Here is a 14,780-nt window from a genome sequence, read left to right as displayed (position 1 = left end):
TCCCGATGACCACGATGAACGCTGTTCTTGCCGCCGGTGGGCCGGAACTCCACCCCCAGGCGGCCGAGGGCGTCCAGTCCGTCGCCTGGCTGCTGATCGCCCTGCCGCTCGCCGGCGCGGCGATCCTGCTGCTGAGCGGGCGCCGTACCGACAAGTGGGGCCACCTGCTGGGCACCGCGATGTCCCTGGGCGCCTTCGTCGTCGGCGTCCTCGCCTTCTTCCAGATGCTGGGTCAGCACGCCGACGGCCGCAGCCGGCTGGTGCACCTGTTCCCCTTCATCTCGGCCGGGTCGCTGAAGGTCGACATGAACCTGCTGGTCGACCCGCTGTCGATCAGCTTCGTTCTGCTGATCACCGGGGTCGGCTCGCTGATCCACATCTACTCGATCGGCTACATGAGCCACGACCCGGACCGGCGGCGCTTCTTCGCCTACCTGAACCTCTTCGTGGCGGCGATGCTCCTGCTGGTGCTGGCCGACAACTACGTCGGCCTGTACATCGGCTGGGAGGGCGTGGGTCTCGCGTCGTACCTGCTGATCGGGTTCTGGCAGCACAAGCCGAGCGCGGCCACGGCGGCCAAGAAGGCGTTCATCGTCAACCGGGTCGGTGACTTCGGCCTGTCCGTCGCCATCATGGTGATGTTCGCGACGTTCGGCTCGCTGAGCTACCAGGACGTCTTCGGCCAGGCCTCACAGGCGTCGCAGGGCACGATCACCGCGATCGGCCTGCTGCTCCTGCTCGGCGCGTGCGGTAAGTCCGCGCAGCTCCCGCTGCAGTCCTGGCTCCTGGACGCCATGGAGGGCCCGACCCCGGTGTCGGCGCTCATCCACGCGGCGACGATGGTCACCGCGGGCGTCTACCTGATCGTCCGCTCGCACGCGATCTACGAGCTGTCGCCGGACGCGCGCCTGCTGGTCACGATCGTCGGCGTCGCCACGCTGCTCGCCGGTGCGATCATCGGTTGCGCCAAGGACGACATCAAGAAGGCCCTCGCCGGCTCGACGATGTCGCAGATCGGCTACATGGTGCTGGCCGCCGGCCTCGGCCGTCCCGGCTACGTCTTCGCGATCGCGCACCTCATCGCGCACGGCTTCTTCAAGGCCGGCATGTTCCTCGGCGCCGGTTCGGTCATGCACGCCATGAACGACGACGTGAACATGCGCAAGTTCGGCGGCCTGCGGAAGGTCATGCCGATCACGTTCGCGACGTTCGGCCTCGGCTACCTCGCCATCATCGGCTTCCCCGGCCTGTCCGGCTGGTGGACCAAGGACGGCATCATCGACGCCGCCTTCGAGAAGGGCGGCACGTCCGGCCAGATCCTCGGCTGGCTCGCCCTGATCGGCGCCGGCATCACCGCGTACTACATGTCGCGCCTGATGTTCATGACGTTCTTCGGCGAGCCGCGCTGGGACGAGGACGTGCACCCGCACGAGTCCCCGAAGGTCATGACGGTCCCGCTGATCCTGCTGGCCATCGGCTCGGTCGCGGGCGGTGCCTTCCTCATCCTCGGCGACCGGTTCGCGAAGTTCCTCGCGCCGGTCGTGGGCGAGCCGGAGGCGTCGCACCGGCTGATCACGCCGTACACCGCGATCGTGTTCGCGCTCATGGTGGTCGGCGTCGGCCTCGCGTACGTGCAGTACCTGCGCCGCCCGGTCCCGCGGACGGCCCCGGCGGGCAACCCCGCCGTGACCTTCGCCCGCAAGGACCTGTACGGCGACGCGCTGAACGAGTCGCTGCTCATGCGGCCCGGTCAGTGGCTGACCCGCCTCACGGTCTTCTTCGACAACCGCGGCGTCGACGGTGTCGTCAACGGCCTCGCCGCGTTCATCGGAGGAACCTCCGGCCGGGTCCGCCGCGTCCAGACCGGTTTCGTCCGCTCGTACGCACTGTCCATGTTCGTCGGCGCCGCGCTGGTCGTCGGTGCCCTGTTCCTGGTGAGGATCTGATGGCCACGACTGCCGCAGTGGCCGACCACCGGTGGCATGGCGTCGTACGCCCTGTCCATCCGTGCTCGCTGGAGAGCCGCACTCGTCGTCGGTGCCCTGTTCCTGGTGAGGATCTAGTGGTCGCCACGACTTCCCTGCCGCACCGGAAGGTGGCCTCATGCTGACCGCCCTCATCGCGATCCCGGCCGTCGGCGCGCTGCTCGTCGCGCTGCTGCCGAAGGGCCGTGACGCGCTGGCCAAGCAGGTCGCGCTCGGCGTCACGCTCGTCGTGGCGGTGCTGTCCATCGTCATGGCGGTGCAGTTCGACCCGAACGGCAAGCGTTTCCAGTTCACCGAGAAGTACTGGTGGATCAAGCAGTTCGGCGTGCACTACGCGGTCGGCGTCGACGGCGTCGCCCTGGTGCTGATCCTGCTGTCGACGATCCTCGTTCCGCTGGTCGTGCTGGCCTCCTGGAACGACGCGGACCGTTCGGGCGGGGTCGACGCCCCGCCGAAGCGGTCGGTGAAGACCTACTTCGCGCTGCTGCTCGCCCTCGAGGCGATGATGGTCGGCGTCTTCGCGGCGACCGACGTCTTCCTCTTCTACGTCTTCTTCGAGGCGATGCTGATCCCGGTGTACTTCATCATCGGGTCCTACGGCGGGCCGCAGCGCTCGTACGCCGCGGTCAAGTTCCTGCTGTACTCGCTGTTCGGCGGCCTGCTGATGCTCGCCGCGGTGATCGGCCTGTACGTCGTGTCGGCGAACGCGGGCCACGGCACGTTCCTGTTCGACGAGCTGCGCGCCCCGGAGATCCTGCATCACATCTCGCCGACCACGGCCAAGTGGCTGTTCCTCGGCTTCTTCATCGCCTTCGCGATCAAGGCGCCGCTGGTGCCGTTCCACACCTGGCTGCCGGACGCCGCGGGCCAGGCCCCGGCCGGCGCCGCCGTGCTGATCGTCGGCGTGCTGGACAAGGTCGGCACGTTCGGGATGCTGCGGTTCTGCCTGGAGCTGTTCCCGGGCGCGTCGAAGTGGTTCACGCCGGTGGTGCTGACGCTGTCGGTGATCGGCATCGTGTACGGCGCGGTCCTCGCGATCGGCCAGGTCGACATCAAGCGCCTGATCGCCTACACGTCGGTCTCCCACTTCGGCTTCATCACGCTGGGCATCTTCGCGATGACCTCGTCGGGTCAGAGCGGCGCGACGCTGTACATGGTGAACCACGGGTTCTCGACCGGCGCGCTGTTCCTGCTCGCCGGGTTCATGATCTCCCGTCGCGGGTCGGCGCGGATCGACGCGTACGGCGGCGTGCAGAAGGTGGCGCCGCTGCTGGCCGGCACCTTCCTCGTCGCGGGTCTGTCCGGTCTGTCGCTGCCGGGTCTGTCGAGCTTCGTCTCGGAGTTCATGGTCCTGGTCGGCACGTTCTCGCGCTACAAGGTGCCCGCGGTCATCGCGACGGTCGGCATCATCCTCGCCGCGATCTACATCCTGTGGATGTACCAGCGGACGATGAACGGCCCGACCGCCGAGGCGGTCAAGGGCATGAAGGACCTGTCCAAGCGTGAGCTGATCGTCGTGGCGCCGATCATCGCGATCATCGTCGCGCTCGGCTTCTACCCGAAGCCGGTGCTGGACGCCATCAACCCGTCGGTCAAGCAGACCCTGATCCAGGTCCACCAGCAGGACCCGAAGCCGACGGTCGCCGAGAAGGGAAGCCACCAGTGACCCGGAGCGAATCCGCCGCAGCGAGCGGAGTCGTCGGCCGAGGTACGAGGTCGGCGGCGGAGCGAGTGAGAAGGATGAGCGACCAATGAGCACGGTCTACATGGCGGCGGGGGACATCCCGACCCCCCACATCGAGTACGGGCGGCTCGCGCCGGTCCTGATCGTGCTCGGGGCGGCGTGCGTCGGCGTGCTCGTCGAGGCCCTCGCGCCCCGTGCCCAGCGGTACGGGCTGCAGGTACTGGTCTCGGTCGTCGGCCTGGTCGCGGCGTTCGCCTGGACGATCGCGCTCGGCATCGGCGACCAGCCGCACCACGTCGCCGCGATGGGCGCGGTCGGCGTCGACGGGCCGACCCTGTTCATCCAGGGCACGATCCTCGTCCTCGCCCTGATGTCGATGCTGCTGATCGCCGAGCGGACGAACGGTGACAGCCCGTTCACGGCGCAGGCGTCCACGGTCCCCGGAAGCCCGGAGGAGCGCGAGAGCCTCGTCGCGGGCCTGGTGCAGACCGAGATCTACCCGCTGGTGCTGTTCGCGGTCGGCGGCATGCTGATCTTCCCGGCCGCCAACGACCTGCTGACGATGTTCGTGGCCCTGGAGGTCATGTCGCTGCCGCTGTACCTGCTGTGCGGCCTGGCGCGGCGCCGTCGTCTCCTCTCGCAGGAGGCCGCGGTCAAGTACTTCCTGCTCGGCGCGTTCTCCTCGGCGTTCTTCCTCTACGGCACCGCGCTGCTGTACGGCTTCGCCGGTTCGGTGCGGCTGTCGGACATCGCGGCGGCGATCAGCAAGCAGGGCGGCACCGAGCCGCTGCTGCTCGCGGGCGTCGCGCTGCTCTCGGTCGGCCTGCTGTTCAAGATGGGCGCCGCGCCGTTCCAGGCGTGGAAGCCGGACGTGTACCAGGGCGCCCCGACGGCGCTCACCGCGCTGATGGCCTCCTGCACCCTGGTCGCCGCGGTCGGCGGTGTGCTGCGCGTGTTCTACGTCGGCCTGGAGACGCTGCGCTGGGACTGGCGGCCGATGATGTGGGCCGTCGCGATCCTCACGATGCTGGTCGGCGCGATCGTCGCGATCACCCAGACCGACGTGAAGCGCATGCTGGCGTACTCCTCCATCGCGCACGGCGGCTTCCTGCTCACCGGCGTCATCGCCACCAACAAGGCGGGCCTGTCGAGCACGCTGTTCTACCTGGCGGCGTACGGCTTCACCACGGTCGGCGCCTTCGCGGTCATCACGATGGTCCGTGACGCCGGTGGCGAGGCCGGGCACCTGTCCCGGTGGGCGGGCCTGGGCAAGCGTCAGCCGCTCGTCGCCGGAACGTTCGCCTTCTTCCTGCTGGCGTTCGCCGGTATCCCGCTGACCAGCGGGTTCACCGGGAAGTTCGCGGTCTTCCAGGCCGCGATGGCCGGCGGCGCGATGCCGCTGGTGATCGTGGGTGTGGTGTCCTCCGCCATCGCCGCGTTCTTCTACGTCCGGGTCATCGTGCTGATGTTCTTCAGCGAGCCGCTGGCGGACGGGCCGAGTGTGGCCTTCAGCCCGACGACCGCGGCGGCGGTCGCAGTTGGGGCGTTCGTTACCCTGGTCCTCGGCGTGATTCCCGGCCCCGCGCTGCACCTGGCGCAGTCGGCCGCAAATCAGCTGTTCGTCCGCTGAGACTTGGGGAGAAGTCTGTGAGTAGTGCCCTTCTGGGCCTTCCGGCCGTCGATGACACACTCGCAGCAGGCATCCAGGAGAGACTGGCCGAGGTCGAGGAGGCGCTGCGGGACGCGGTGCGCAGCGACTACGCGCTGATCACCGACGCCTCGCGGCACCTCACCGATGCGGGCGGCAAGCGGTTCCGGCCGATGCTGGTGCTGCTGGCCGCCCAGTTCGGTGACCCGGCCGCCCCCGGGGTCATCCCGGTCGCGGTCGTGGTGGAGCTGACCCACCTGGCGACGCTCTACCACGACGACGTGATGGACGAGGCCGTGATGCGGCGCGGTCAGGTCTCGGCCAACAACCGGTGGAACAACACCATCGCGATCCTCACCGGCGACTACCTGTTCGCCCGCGCCTCGGACCTCCTCGCCGACCTCGGCCCGGAGGCGGTGCGCATCCAGGCGCGGACGTTCGCGCGGCTGGTCCGCGGGCAGATCCAGGAGACCGCCGGCCCCGCCGAGGACGCCGACCCGCTCGACCACTACATCGAGGTCATCGCGGGCAAGACGGGCTCGCTGATCGCCGCGTCCGCGCAGCTGGGGTCCCTGCTGGCGGGTGCCAGCCCGGAGATCGTCGAGAGGCTGACGGCGGCCTGCGAGAAGATCGGTGTCGCGTTCCAGCTGTCCGACGACATCCTCGACATCGCCTCGGAGTCGGAGGAGTCGGGCAAGACGCCCGGTACCGACCTGCGCGAGGGCATCCGCACGCTGCCGGTGCTCCACGTGCTGCGTTCGGCGGCGGACGAGGACGCCCGGCTGCGTGAGCTCCTCGATTCGGACCTCACCGACGACGCGCGGCACGCCGAGGCCCTGGCCCTGCTGCGCGCCCATCCGGCGATGGGCCGGGCCCGCGCCGACCTGCGCCGGTGGGTCGACGAGGCCCGCGCCGAGCTGCTGACCCTGCCGGATGTTCCCGCGCGGGCGGCGTTCCTGTCCCTCTGCGACTTCGTTCTGACCCGTACGAGCTAATCGCGTCGGCGGCGGACGAGCAGGGTTCCGGCGCCCGCGAGCAGCAGCGCGGCCATCACCGCGCCGATCGCCAGGAACGGCGTCTTCGAGTCATCGTGGCTCTGTGAGGCCGTCGGTGTGGCGCTCAGGTTCGCGGGCGCATGCGGGGACGCGGTGGGCTTCGCCCCGGGCGGCGGAATGACCGGCGCCGACGAGTGCGTGCCGCCGGTACCGGGGGTGCCGGGTTTGTCGCCCTTGGCCACGACGACGACCTCGCCGCGGATCGTACGCCCGTCTCCGCACGACGCGATGATCGCGTACGGGCCCGGCCGCAGGTCCTTCTTGATCCTCGCGTCGCCCTCGCCGGTGTCCGCCTTGCCGTAGAGGTCGACGTCGCGGGTGAACGCCCGGGACCTGGCGACATGGGCCGTCGGGCCGACGCTGCAGCCGGGCACGGAGATGTGGACGCGCTGCCCGGGGTGAGGGGAGCGCGGCAGGACGGCGACGCCGTCCGCGGTGGCAGGCGCGGCGCCCAGCCCGGTCGCCGTGACGGCGGCGGCGGTGACCGCGACGGCCCTACGAACTGCTCGCACTGCGTCCTCCTCGGAGCCTCGCGGGCTCTGGCGCCCATGACCGGTACGGGACATGCAAGTTACTGCATACCTTGATCAAGAGTGGAGATGTTAGGGCTACGCTATTGGTTCGCTTTGCCGGGGTTAAACAATGTCTTCAACGGGGTGAGTGGTGCGCGCGACGAGATTCATGCCGATTGTGCTGATCCCGGCCGCGTTGGTCACTCTGGCCGGGCCGGCGGTCGCCCGATCCACCCATCGGCACGGCGCCACCGTGGCCAGTGCGCAGACGGACGATCCGTACGGCGTCTCCGACGCGGCCACCCTGGCGTTCTGGACGCCGAAGCGGATGGCGGCGGCCACCCCGCTCGACGGCCGGCCGACGCAGGCGCCGAGCGGCAAGATGAGCGTGGCGTCCAGCCGGCCGACCGCCAACACGTGGAGCGGCAGCCCGGTCGTCGGGGCGCTGTTCCTCAGCAACGGCAGCGGCAGCCACTACTGCACCGCCAGCGTCGTCAGCACGTCCAAGAAGAGCCTCATCCTCACCGCCGGGCACTGCCTGTACGGCACGAACGGCTGGGCGAAGAACATCGTCTTCGTGCCGCGCTACAGCAAGACCAAGGGCGCCCGGCCGTACGGCGCCTGGACGATCACGTCCATGTACGTCGACTCCCGGTGGAAGAGCCATCGTGACCCAGACCTCGACTTCGGCTTCGCGGTGGTCGGCACGCGGAACGGCAGGCGCATCGCGGACGTCGTCGGCGCGAACCGGCTCGTCATCAACCAGGGCTACACGAACCGGGTCCGCGTCATCGGGTACCCGATGAAGAAGTACTCCTCCGTCGACAAGCCGATCTACTGCAACGTCACGACCCACAAGGCCTTCAAGTACCAGATCTACTTCGACTGCAACGGCTTCTACGGAGGCACGAGCGGCAGTCCTTGGATCAAGAATTACAACACCACGACCCGGCGCGGCGACGTGCTGGGCGTCATCGGCGGCTACGAGGAGGGCGGCAAGTACGACTGGCGTTCGTACAGCTCCGTCTTCGACAAGGACATCAACAACCTCTTCACGACGGCCAAGAAGCACGGCTGAATCGCGACACGGCTCGCGAAAGCCCGGCGGCGCCGCCGCGATGATGCAATAGTTCGTCATCGTGTACGCCTGCGCACGGAGGGTGAGCCCCGGGTGAAGACCACACGACTGCTCTGTGCCGTCCTGGCCGGCCTGGCGCCGCTCACCCCGCTCCCGCACGCCTCGGCCGCGAGCGCGGACGGCGTGCATGCCGTCAGCTTCGTCGACCGCGCCGCGGGAACCCACAGCGCGGCGTACTGGACCGAACGGCGCATGGAGACCGCGACGCCCGTCGACCCCCGCCTCGTCCGGCAGGCCGGGCCGCCCGACGCCGTTCCGTCGGCCGGCTACACCGGCGGCAGCCGCGTCGTCGGGGCGCTGTTCCTCAGCAACGGCACCGGCCGGCACTACTGCACCGCCAGCGTGGTCGGCTCGGCCAAGCGGAATCTCCTGATCACCGCGGCGCACTGCCTGTACAGCCCGAGCGGCCGTACCTGGAACCGCAACATCGTGTTCGTGCCGAAGTACAGCCGCGGCCACCGCCCGTACGGCACCTGGCCGGTCTGGCTGATGGTGGCCGACCAGCGCTGGATCGACCACGGCGACCCGGACGCCGACGTCGCGTTCGCCGCCGTCCAGGAGATGGACGGCCGGCGCATCGCCGACGTCGTCGGGGCGAACGAGCTGCTGATCAATACGGGCTACTTCAACCGGGTCACGGTGATCGGTTACCCGTCGCGGTCGAACAACCCGAGCGACCGGCCGATCCGCTGCACCGGCCAGACGTACCGGCAGGCCGACGGTCAGCTCCGCTTCGACTGCGGTGGCTTCACCGGCGGCACGAGCGGCAGTCCGTGGATCGCCGAGTACGACGACCAGGCGCAGCGCGGTTACGTGGTCGGAGTGATCGGCGGCTACCAGCGCGGCGGCGACACCGACTGGCGGTCCTACAGCCCGCTGTTCGACGACGACATCGGCCACCTGGCCGTCAACGCGAACGACCAGGCCTGAGCGGGACGTCCAGAGCCGGCACCCGATGCGGATCGGACGATGGGCGCAGGGAGTCCTGCTGACGGCGGCCCTGCCCTCCGTGGCGGCGCCGGCCGCCGCCGACGTGGAGACGGTCCGCGCGGTGAGCCACGCCGAACCCGACGCGGCCCGCGCGGCAGCGTACTGGACCGTCTCCCGGATGGCGTCCGCCACTCCGACGGGACACCGATCGGCCCGTAAGGCCGGGAAGCCGTCCGGGCCCCCGGCCGGAACGCCCACCGCCGAGAAGGGCGGCGGCAGCCGGTCCGTCGGCGCGCTCTTCTACGACGACGGCGACGGCGGCCACTACTGCACCGCGAGCGTCGTCCACACGCCGAAGAAGGACCTCATCCTCACGGCGGCCCACTGCCTGTACGACCCGAAGAAGCACATCTACGCGCGGCACATCGCCTTCGTGCCGGACTACAACGCCGCGCGACCCAGGCCGTACGGCGTCTGGCCCATCCGCAGGACCTGGCTCGACGCGCGCTGGACGAGACACGGCGACCCGGACCTCGACGTCGGCTTCGCGGCGCTGCGCAAGGTCGGCGGCCGTCACATCGCCGACGTCGTCGGCTCGAACACCCTCCGCACCGGCCAGGGGTACACCAACCGGGTGACCGTGATCGGGTACCCGGTCAGGAGCCACAACCCGGCGGACAAACCGGTCCGATGCACGAACCGGACGTTCAAGCAGGCGAGGCACCAGCTCGGCTTCGACTGCCGGGGCCTGTACGGCGGCACGAGCGGCAGCCCGTGGCTCCTCCGGTACGACGCCAAGAAACAGAGCGGCGACGTGATCGGCACGATCGGCGGTCACCAGGACGGCGGATCGACCCACTGGCGTTCCTACAGCCCCGTTTTCGACGATGACATCGCCAAGCTCATCGTCAAGGCCGACAGGGAGTCCTAGAGACGGTCTCAGGCGGCCTCGGCGACCGGCTCCGGCCGCGGCGCCGTACGCCGCTTGGAGCGGGCCGCGCGCAGCCCGTCCCCGGTGAGCATCACGAGCGCCGCCCAGACCAGGAGGAACCCGACCCACCGGCTCGCCGGCATCTCCTCGTGCTGCACCAGCAGGCCGATGAGGAACTGGATGACCGGCGCGAGGTACTGCAGCATGCCGATGACGGTCAGCGGCACCCGCGTCGCCGCCGTGTTGAACAGCATCAGCGGGATCGCCGTCACCACGCCCGCCCCGGCGAGCAGCGCGACGTGCCCGACTCCGTGCCCGGTGAAGGTCTGGTGCGGCGCGAGCAGCGTGTACGCCAGCGCGGGCACGAACAGCACCGCCGTCTCGACCGTCAGGCTCTCCGCCGATCCGGTCGCCGCGAACTTCTTGACCAGCCCGTACGTGCCGAAGCTGCAGGCCAGCAGCAGCGCGATCCACGGCAGCCGGCCGTAGTCGGCGGCCAGCACCCCGACCGCGACCACGCTGACCCCGATCGCCGCCCACTGCCAGGGCCGCAGCCGCTCCCGGAAGACCAGGACGCCGAGCAGCACGCTGACCAGCGGGTTGATGAAGTAGCCGAGGGCCGCCTCGATCGTGTGCCCGCTGTTCACGGCGTAGATGTACGTACCCCAGTTGACCGTGATGATCAGCGCGGCGACCGCCAGCAGCAGGATCCGTCGCAGCCCCATCGTGCGGAGCCATCCCCAGTGCCGACGTACGGCCAGGACGACGAGGACGGCCACCAGCGACCAGATCATGCGGTGCGCGAGGATCTCCAGCGCCCCGGCCGGCTTCAGCAATGGCCAGTAGAGCGGGAACAAGCCCCACATCGTGTACGCCGCGATGCCGGACACAATGCCACGACGGGTATCAGCCACCGCCAAATCGTATCAAGCCGTAATCAGCGTAAATGCTTAACGGTACTGTCCAGTGCTGCTACACGGACGGGGGTTCGCTTGCGCCGAGAGATACCCTGCAAGGGTGTTCGGATTCGCGAAGATGACGATGGTGACCCCCGAAGAGGCCCTCCCGGGCCGCGACACGCCCATGCCCGTCGCCGGGCGGCACACGGTGCTCGGCACCCCGCTCGCCCCGCCGTACCCGCCGGGCACCGCGATCGCCGAATTCGGCGAGGGCTGCTTCTGGGGCGTCGAGCGCGCCTTCTGGAAGATCCCCGGCGTCGTGTCGACGGCCGTCGGCTACGCGGGCGGCTACACCCCCAACCCCACCTACGAAGAGGTCTGCTCCGGCCGCACCGGCCACACCGAGGCCGTGCGCGTGGTGTACGACCCGGCCAAGATCTCCTACGACCAGCTGCTCAAGGCGTTCTGGGAGGGCCACGACCCGACCCAGGGCATGCGCCAGGGCAACGATGTCGGCACGCAGTACCGCTCGGTCATCTTCTACCGCGACGACGCCGAGCGCGACGCCGCCCTCGCCTCCCGCGAGGCGTACCAGAAGGTCCTGAACGCCGCCGGCTACGGCGAGATCACCACCGAGATCGTCCCCGCCGGTGAGTTCTACTTCGCCGAGGACTACCACCAGCAGTACCTCTCGGACGCCAAGAACCCGAACGGCTACTGCGGCGTCGGCGGCACCGGCCTCACCTGCCCGGTGGGCGTGGCCCGCGCCGAGTAGGACGTGACCTCGCGCGGGGTCCTCTACCTGGTGGTCTGTGCCGCTCCTGCGGCCTCCAACGTTGAGGACCTGGTGGTCCTTGCGCAGGCGGCGGGATGGCGCGTCTTCGTGATCGCCACTCCGCTGGCACTGCGCTTCATCGATGCCGACCGGCTCGCCTCGCTGACGCGTGAGCCGGTGCGGAGTGAGTGGCGGATGCCGGGGGAGCCCAAGGCGCTGCCTCCGGCCGACGCGGCGATCGTCGCTCCGGCGACCTTTAACACGATCAACACGTGGGCGACCGGCATCACTGACACGTTCGCCGTCGGTGTGCTGTGTGAGTTGGCGGGATCCGGTGTCCCGATCGTGGCGGTTCCGCTGCTCAAGGACGCGCTTGCCCGTCATGTGGCGTTCGGTCCCAACCTCGACGCGTTGCGCTCGATGGGCGTGCGGGTGCTGTTCGATCCGTCTGCGCCGCCGGATGCCCGTATGCCACCCTGGGAGCAGATCCTCACAGAGCTTGCCGCACTTCGGGCACGGTAGCCCCTGGCGAAAGGCACAGCGTGGACGCTCGCGCCGAGATCGGTCGTCGCATCGCCCGCCAGAGACGGCGGCGAGGATTGAGCCAGGCCGTGCTGGCCCAACTGGTCGGGCGTTCCGAGAGCTGGCAGATCCGCTGGCCTGGCGCTTACCCCACGCGACTGCTTCCGGACTCGGTTTCAACCCTGGCAACCCCTTCTCCCTCACGGTGTGGAAGGAGCGCGCGCCGACTCCGGGACCGAAGACGCCAGATCAGGGCATGTTGACGCAGGCCCGTTGATCAGGACTTCTGGCGAGTGACTTCCGTGGGTGCTGTGTTGGCCAGGGCTCTAAGTAGGTGTAAGGCTGTTCGGCGGAAGCTTGACGCTCAGGTGCGTGATCGCGCTGTTGACTGCCAGAGGTCCGTACGCTCATCGGCCAGCCACCCGTCATCGTCGGTGGGCTCGCGGGCCTGTCGCGCTTGTCGAGCCCCTATCGCGCCACGGTCGACCTAGACGTCGTCGATTGTCTGGTCGGCGGCGTGCCTCATCTTGAGGTGCTCCGCGCGGCCGACGGTGCCAAGCCAGTTGAACCGGCGGCGGTCCCTACTGCCCACCCCGTACGGCGCAGTGAAGGTCGACGTGCTCGAAGTCCGGCAGGCAGAACTTGACCAGCCCAGCGACGACCCGGGTGATCGCCTCCATGCTTCGGCACACGCCTGGGCCAATGACACCGCAACAGACCTCACCATCGAAGTGATCCGTACGAACGGCGAGCATGTCGAGGTCATCACGCCGGTAGCCGAATCGGGTCCGCTGATCGCAATGAAACTCCAGGCAGTGGAGAACCGATCTGCCGGCGAACAGGGCACCGACCTGCTCGACATCGTCCGCCTCATCTTTGACGAGGCCACACGGCCTGCCGTGCTGGCTCAGATCCGTGCCGTCGACGCCGCGGTTGCATACGACATCGCGCTTCATGTCGACCGCTGGTTCGTACACGGGCGCAAGGAAACGCTCCACTGGATACGTAACGCAGCCGGTGCGGATGTCACACTCGACGATCTCGACCTCATCGCGGAGTCGCTGAACGCCGCCGCGCAGCGCTGGTGAGGAACATCGGGTTACAGCACCGGTCCGCTTTGACCTCCGGCCGCGTCGGGCCGGAGGTAGGCTGTATACGGGCGGTCAGCGCCGGGCGAAGCGCGACTGCAGTTTGTACGGGTACGGCGGCTCGATGTCGCTCGCCGAGGTGAGCCGGTCCACCTGTTCGGCGGTCAGTGACCACTCGACGGCGGCGAGGTCGTCCTTCACCTGGTCGAGGGTGCGCGCGCCGATGATCGGGGCGGTGACCGGCGCGCGCTGCATCAGCCAGCGCAGCGACACCTGCGCCGCCGTACGGCCGGTCTCCTCCGCGATCGCGGAGACCTCGTCGACCACCCGCCAGGTGCGCTCGGTGGCGTACTTGCTCCAGGGGATCGTCCCGGAGACTTCACCCTGCTTGACGCGGCTGCCGTCCGACGGGCTGGTCGTGCCGCGCCGGTACTTGCCGGACAGCCAGCCGGCCCGCAGCGGCGACCAGGGGATCACCCCGAGCCCTTCGGCTCGGCAGACGGGGAGCAGTTCCCACTCGGCGTCGCGGTCGAGCAGGTTGTAGAGCGGCTGAAGGCACACGAACGGCTCCCAGCCGTGCATCGCCGAAAGGTCGAGGGCCTTCTGCAGCTGCCAGCCGCAGAAGTTGCTGGTGCCGACGTACCGGACGGTTCCGTTCCGTACGAGCGTGTCCAGGGTCGACAGGGTCTCCTCGAGCGGTGTGGCGTTGTCCCAGTTGTGCACCTGGTACAGGTCGATGTGGTCGGTGCCGAGCCGGCGGAGGCTGGCGTGCACGGCGTCGAGGATGTGCTTGCGCGACAAGCCGCGGTCGTTCGGGCCCGGGCCCATCGCGTTGAACGCCTTCGTGGCGATGATGAAGTCGTCGCGGTTCTTGGTCTTCAGCCAGCGGCCGAGGATCTCCTCGGAACCGCCCTGGGCGTAGACGTCGGCGGTGTCGAGGAAGGTTCCGCCCGCCTCGGCGTAGGCGTCCATGATGTGGTGACTCGTCTGTTCGTCCGTCTCCACGCCGAACATCATCGTGCCCAGGCAGAGCTCGCTGACCTGGAGACCGGACCTACCGAGAAATCGATTCCTCATGCCGCGGACGCTAGGATTTGGAGTGCACTCTAGGTCAAGACGCCAAGAATCCGAACGGCTACTACGGCACAGGGGTCAGTCGTCCGGTGGACATTTCCCGCACCGAATGAACGAAGCGGTCTTCGACGAGGTCTCGGGTCTGTGGGCGGAGCATCTCGGGCTGACGTTCCCGGATGACCTCAAGGGGCTGGAGGCCGACGGCGAACCCGTTGCGCTGCTCGACACCTACATGGCCGGCTGCGTCAGTGGCTATCTGGGTGGAGAGCTGGACGCCGAGAAGCGCGTGATCCTGGATGACTGTAACCGCGTGCTCCAGAAGCTTCTTCCAACGCTCCCTCATGGCGACGGACGCGAATATGCGGCGCGCCTCGTCCGGATGGCCGACCTCATCCTCAGCGACTCGCCGTCGCCTCAGTCGAGTGGGACGTGACCTTGGGCAACGTGCTGTACATCGCCGTCCGTGCCGCTCCGGCGGCCTCGGGCGTTGAGGACCTGCTGCTGCCTCGAGGCCGCAGCAGAGGCTCTTGTCAGACGAG

Annotated in this window: 14 protein-coding genes; 11 read left to right on the top strand and 3 right to left on the bottom strand. The window is 68.9% G+C overall.

All coding sequences use genetic code 11. The features are described 5' to 3' along the window. Positions 1-5 precede the first annotated feature (5 nt). From nuoL to NDW01_RS06280, 4 genes are all read left to right on the top strand, one after another. A complete protein-coding gene (gene nuoL / locus NDW01_RS06295) occupies positions 6-1,946 on the top strand; it encodes an NADH-quinone oxidoreductase subunit L (protein WP_406567690.1) in 1,941 nt (646 codons plus the stop codon). A 157-nt stretch (positions 1,947-2,103) separates the two neighbouring features. Then, the gene (locus tag NDW01_RS06290) at positions 2,104-3,651 is read left to right on the top strand and encodes an NADH-quinone oxidoreductase subunit M (protein WP_252817569.1); all 1,548 of its coding nucleotides are present in this window, start codon (positions 2,104-2,106) and stop codon (positions 3,649-3,651) included. A gap of 85 nt (positions 3,652-3,736) precedes the next feature. Next, a complete protein-coding gene (nuoN, locus tag NDW01_RS06285; protein ID WP_252779722.1) occupies positions 3,737-5,299 on the top strand; it encodes an NADH-quinone oxidoreductase subunit NuoN in 1,563 nt (520 codons plus the stop codon). 17 nt (positions 5,300-5,316) lie between these two features. Beyond that, positions 5,317-6,312 carry a polyprenyl synthetase family protein gene (locus tag NDW01_RS06280; RefSeq protein WP_252817567.1) on the top strand — a complete coding sequence of 332 codons (996 nt, stop codon included), beginning with the start codon at positions 5,317-5,319 and terminating at the stop codon, positions 6,310-6,312. Here the strand turns inward: NDW01_RS06280 and NDW01_RS06275 are convergent. Next, a complete protein-coding gene (locus NDW01_RS06275) occupies positions 6,309-6,884 on the bottom strand; it encodes a hypothetical protein (protein WP_252817565.1) in 576 nt (191 codons plus the stop codon). The genes NDW01_RS06280 and NDW01_RS06275 overlap by 4 nt on opposite strands. 169 nt (positions 6,885-7,053) lie before the next feature. On the opposite strand from NDW01_RS06275, the gene NDW01_RS06270 reads away from it, so the two are divergent. The 3 genes from NDW01_RS06270 (at position 7,054) to NDW01_RS06260 (ending at position 9,883) form a co-directional block, all read left to right on the top strand. Beyond that, on the top strand, positions 7,054-7,962 hold the full coding sequence (locus tag NDW01_RS06270) for a trypsin-like serine peptidase (protein WP_252817563.1): 909 nt from the start codon (positions 7,054-7,056) through the stop codon (positions 7,960-7,962). A 93-nt stretch (positions 7,963-8,055) separates the two neighbouring features. Continuing rightward, on the top strand, positions 8,056-8,952 hold the full coding sequence (locus NDW01_RS06265; RefSeq protein WP_252817561.1) for a trypsin-like serine peptidase: 897 nt from the start codon (positions 8,056-8,058) through the stop codon (positions 8,950-8,952). A 25-nt stretch (positions 8,953-8,977) separates the two neighbouring features. Next, on the top strand, positions 8,978-9,883 hold the full coding sequence (locus tag NDW01_RS06260) for a trypsin-like serine peptidase (RefSeq protein WP_252817559.1): 906 nt from the start codon (positions 8,978-8,980) through the stop codon (positions 9,881-9,883). An 8-nt stretch (positions 9,884-9,891) separates the two neighbouring features. Here NDW01_RS06260 and rarD read toward each other — a convergent pair whose 3' ends face one another. Beyond that, positions 9,892-10,797 carry an EamA family transporter RarD gene (gene rarD / locus NDW01_RS06255; RefSeq protein ID WP_252817557.1) on the bottom strand — a complete coding sequence of 302 codons (906 nt, stop codon included), beginning with the start codon at positions 10,795-10,797 and terminating at the stop codon, positions 9,892-9,894. A 103-nt stretch (positions 10,798-10,900) separates the two neighbouring features. Between rarD and msrA the strand changes: the two genes are divergently transcribed. The 3 genes from msrA (at position 10,901) to NDW01_RS06240 (ending at position 13,167) form a co-directional block, all read left to right on the top strand. Further along, positions 10,901-11,557 (top strand): peptide-methionine (S)-S-oxide reductase MsrA, encoded by a 657-nt coding sequence (gene msrA, locus NDW01_RS06250; protein ID WP_252817555.1) that lies wholly within the window; start codon positions 10,901-10,903, stop codon positions 11,555-11,557. Positions 11,558-11,560: 3 nt separating this feature from the next. Continuing rightward, on the top strand, positions 11,561-12,079 hold the full coding sequence (locus tag NDW01_RS06245) for a flavoprotein (protein ID WP_252817553.1): 519 nt from the start codon (positions 11,561-11,563) through the stop codon (positions 12,077-12,079). Between the two features lie 605 nt (positions 12,080-12,684). Beyond that, positions 12,685-13,167: a hypothetical protein gene (locus NDW01_RS06240; protein WP_252817552.1), complete on the top strand. Its 483-nt coding sequence runs from the start codon at positions 12,685-12,687 to the stop codon at positions 13,165-13,167. A gap of 75 nt (positions 13,168-13,242) precedes the next feature. Here the strand turns inward: NDW01_RS06240 and NDW01_RS06235 are convergent, their stop codons facing one another. Beyond that, the gene (locus tag NDW01_RS06235; protein WP_252817550.1) at positions 13,243-14,244 is read right to left on the bottom strand and encodes an aldo/keto reductase; all 1,002 of its coding nucleotides are present in this window, start codon (positions 14,242-14,244) and stop codon (positions 13,243-13,245) included. Between the two features lie 106 nt (positions 14,245-14,350). On the opposite strand from NDW01_RS06235, the gene NDW01_RS06230 reads away from it, so the two are divergent. Next, a complete protein-coding gene (locus NDW01_RS06230) occupies positions 14,351-14,674 on the top strand; it encodes a hypothetical protein (RefSeq protein ID WP_252817548.1) in 324 nt (107 codons plus the stop codon). Positions 14,675-14,780: the final 106 nt, after the last annotated feature.

Origin of the sequence: Actinoallomurus soli, assembly GCF_024055715.1 — a bacterium.
GTDB lineage: Bacteria > Actinomycetota > Actinomycetes > Streptosporangiales > Streptosporangiaceae > Actinoallomurus > Actinoallomurus soli.
This window is presented reverse-complemented; position numbering and strand designations above follow the sequence as displayed.

Coding starts and splice junctions, on each gene's coding strand:
- nuoL (WP_406567690.1), top strand. CDS start 6: ATGACCACGATGAACGCTGTTCTTGCCGCCGGTGGGCCGGAACTCCAC.
- nuoN (WP_252779722.1), top strand. CDS start 3,737: ATGAGCACGGTCTACATGGCGGCGGGGGACATCCCGACCCCCCACATC.
- NDW01_RS06290 (WP_252817569.1), top strand. CDS start 2,104: ATGCTGACCGCCCTCATCGCGATCCCGGCCGTCGGCGCGCTGCTCGTC.
- NDW01_RS06260 (WP_252817559.1), top strand. CDS start 8,978: ATGCGGATCGGACGATGGGCGCAGGGAGTCCTGCTGACGGCGGCCCTG.
- NDW01_RS06270 (WP_252817563.1), top strand. CDS start 7,054: ATGCCGATTGTGCTGATCCCGGCCGCGTTGGTCACTCTGGCCGGGCCG.
- NDW01_RS06230 (WP_252817548.1), top strand. CDS start 14,351: ATGAACGAAGCGGTCTTCGACGAGGTCTCGGGTCTGTGGGCGGAGCAT.
- NDW01_RS06235 (WP_252817550.1), bottom strand. CDS start 14,244: ATGAGGAATCGATTTCTCGGTAGGTCCGGTCTCCAGGTCAGCGAGCTC.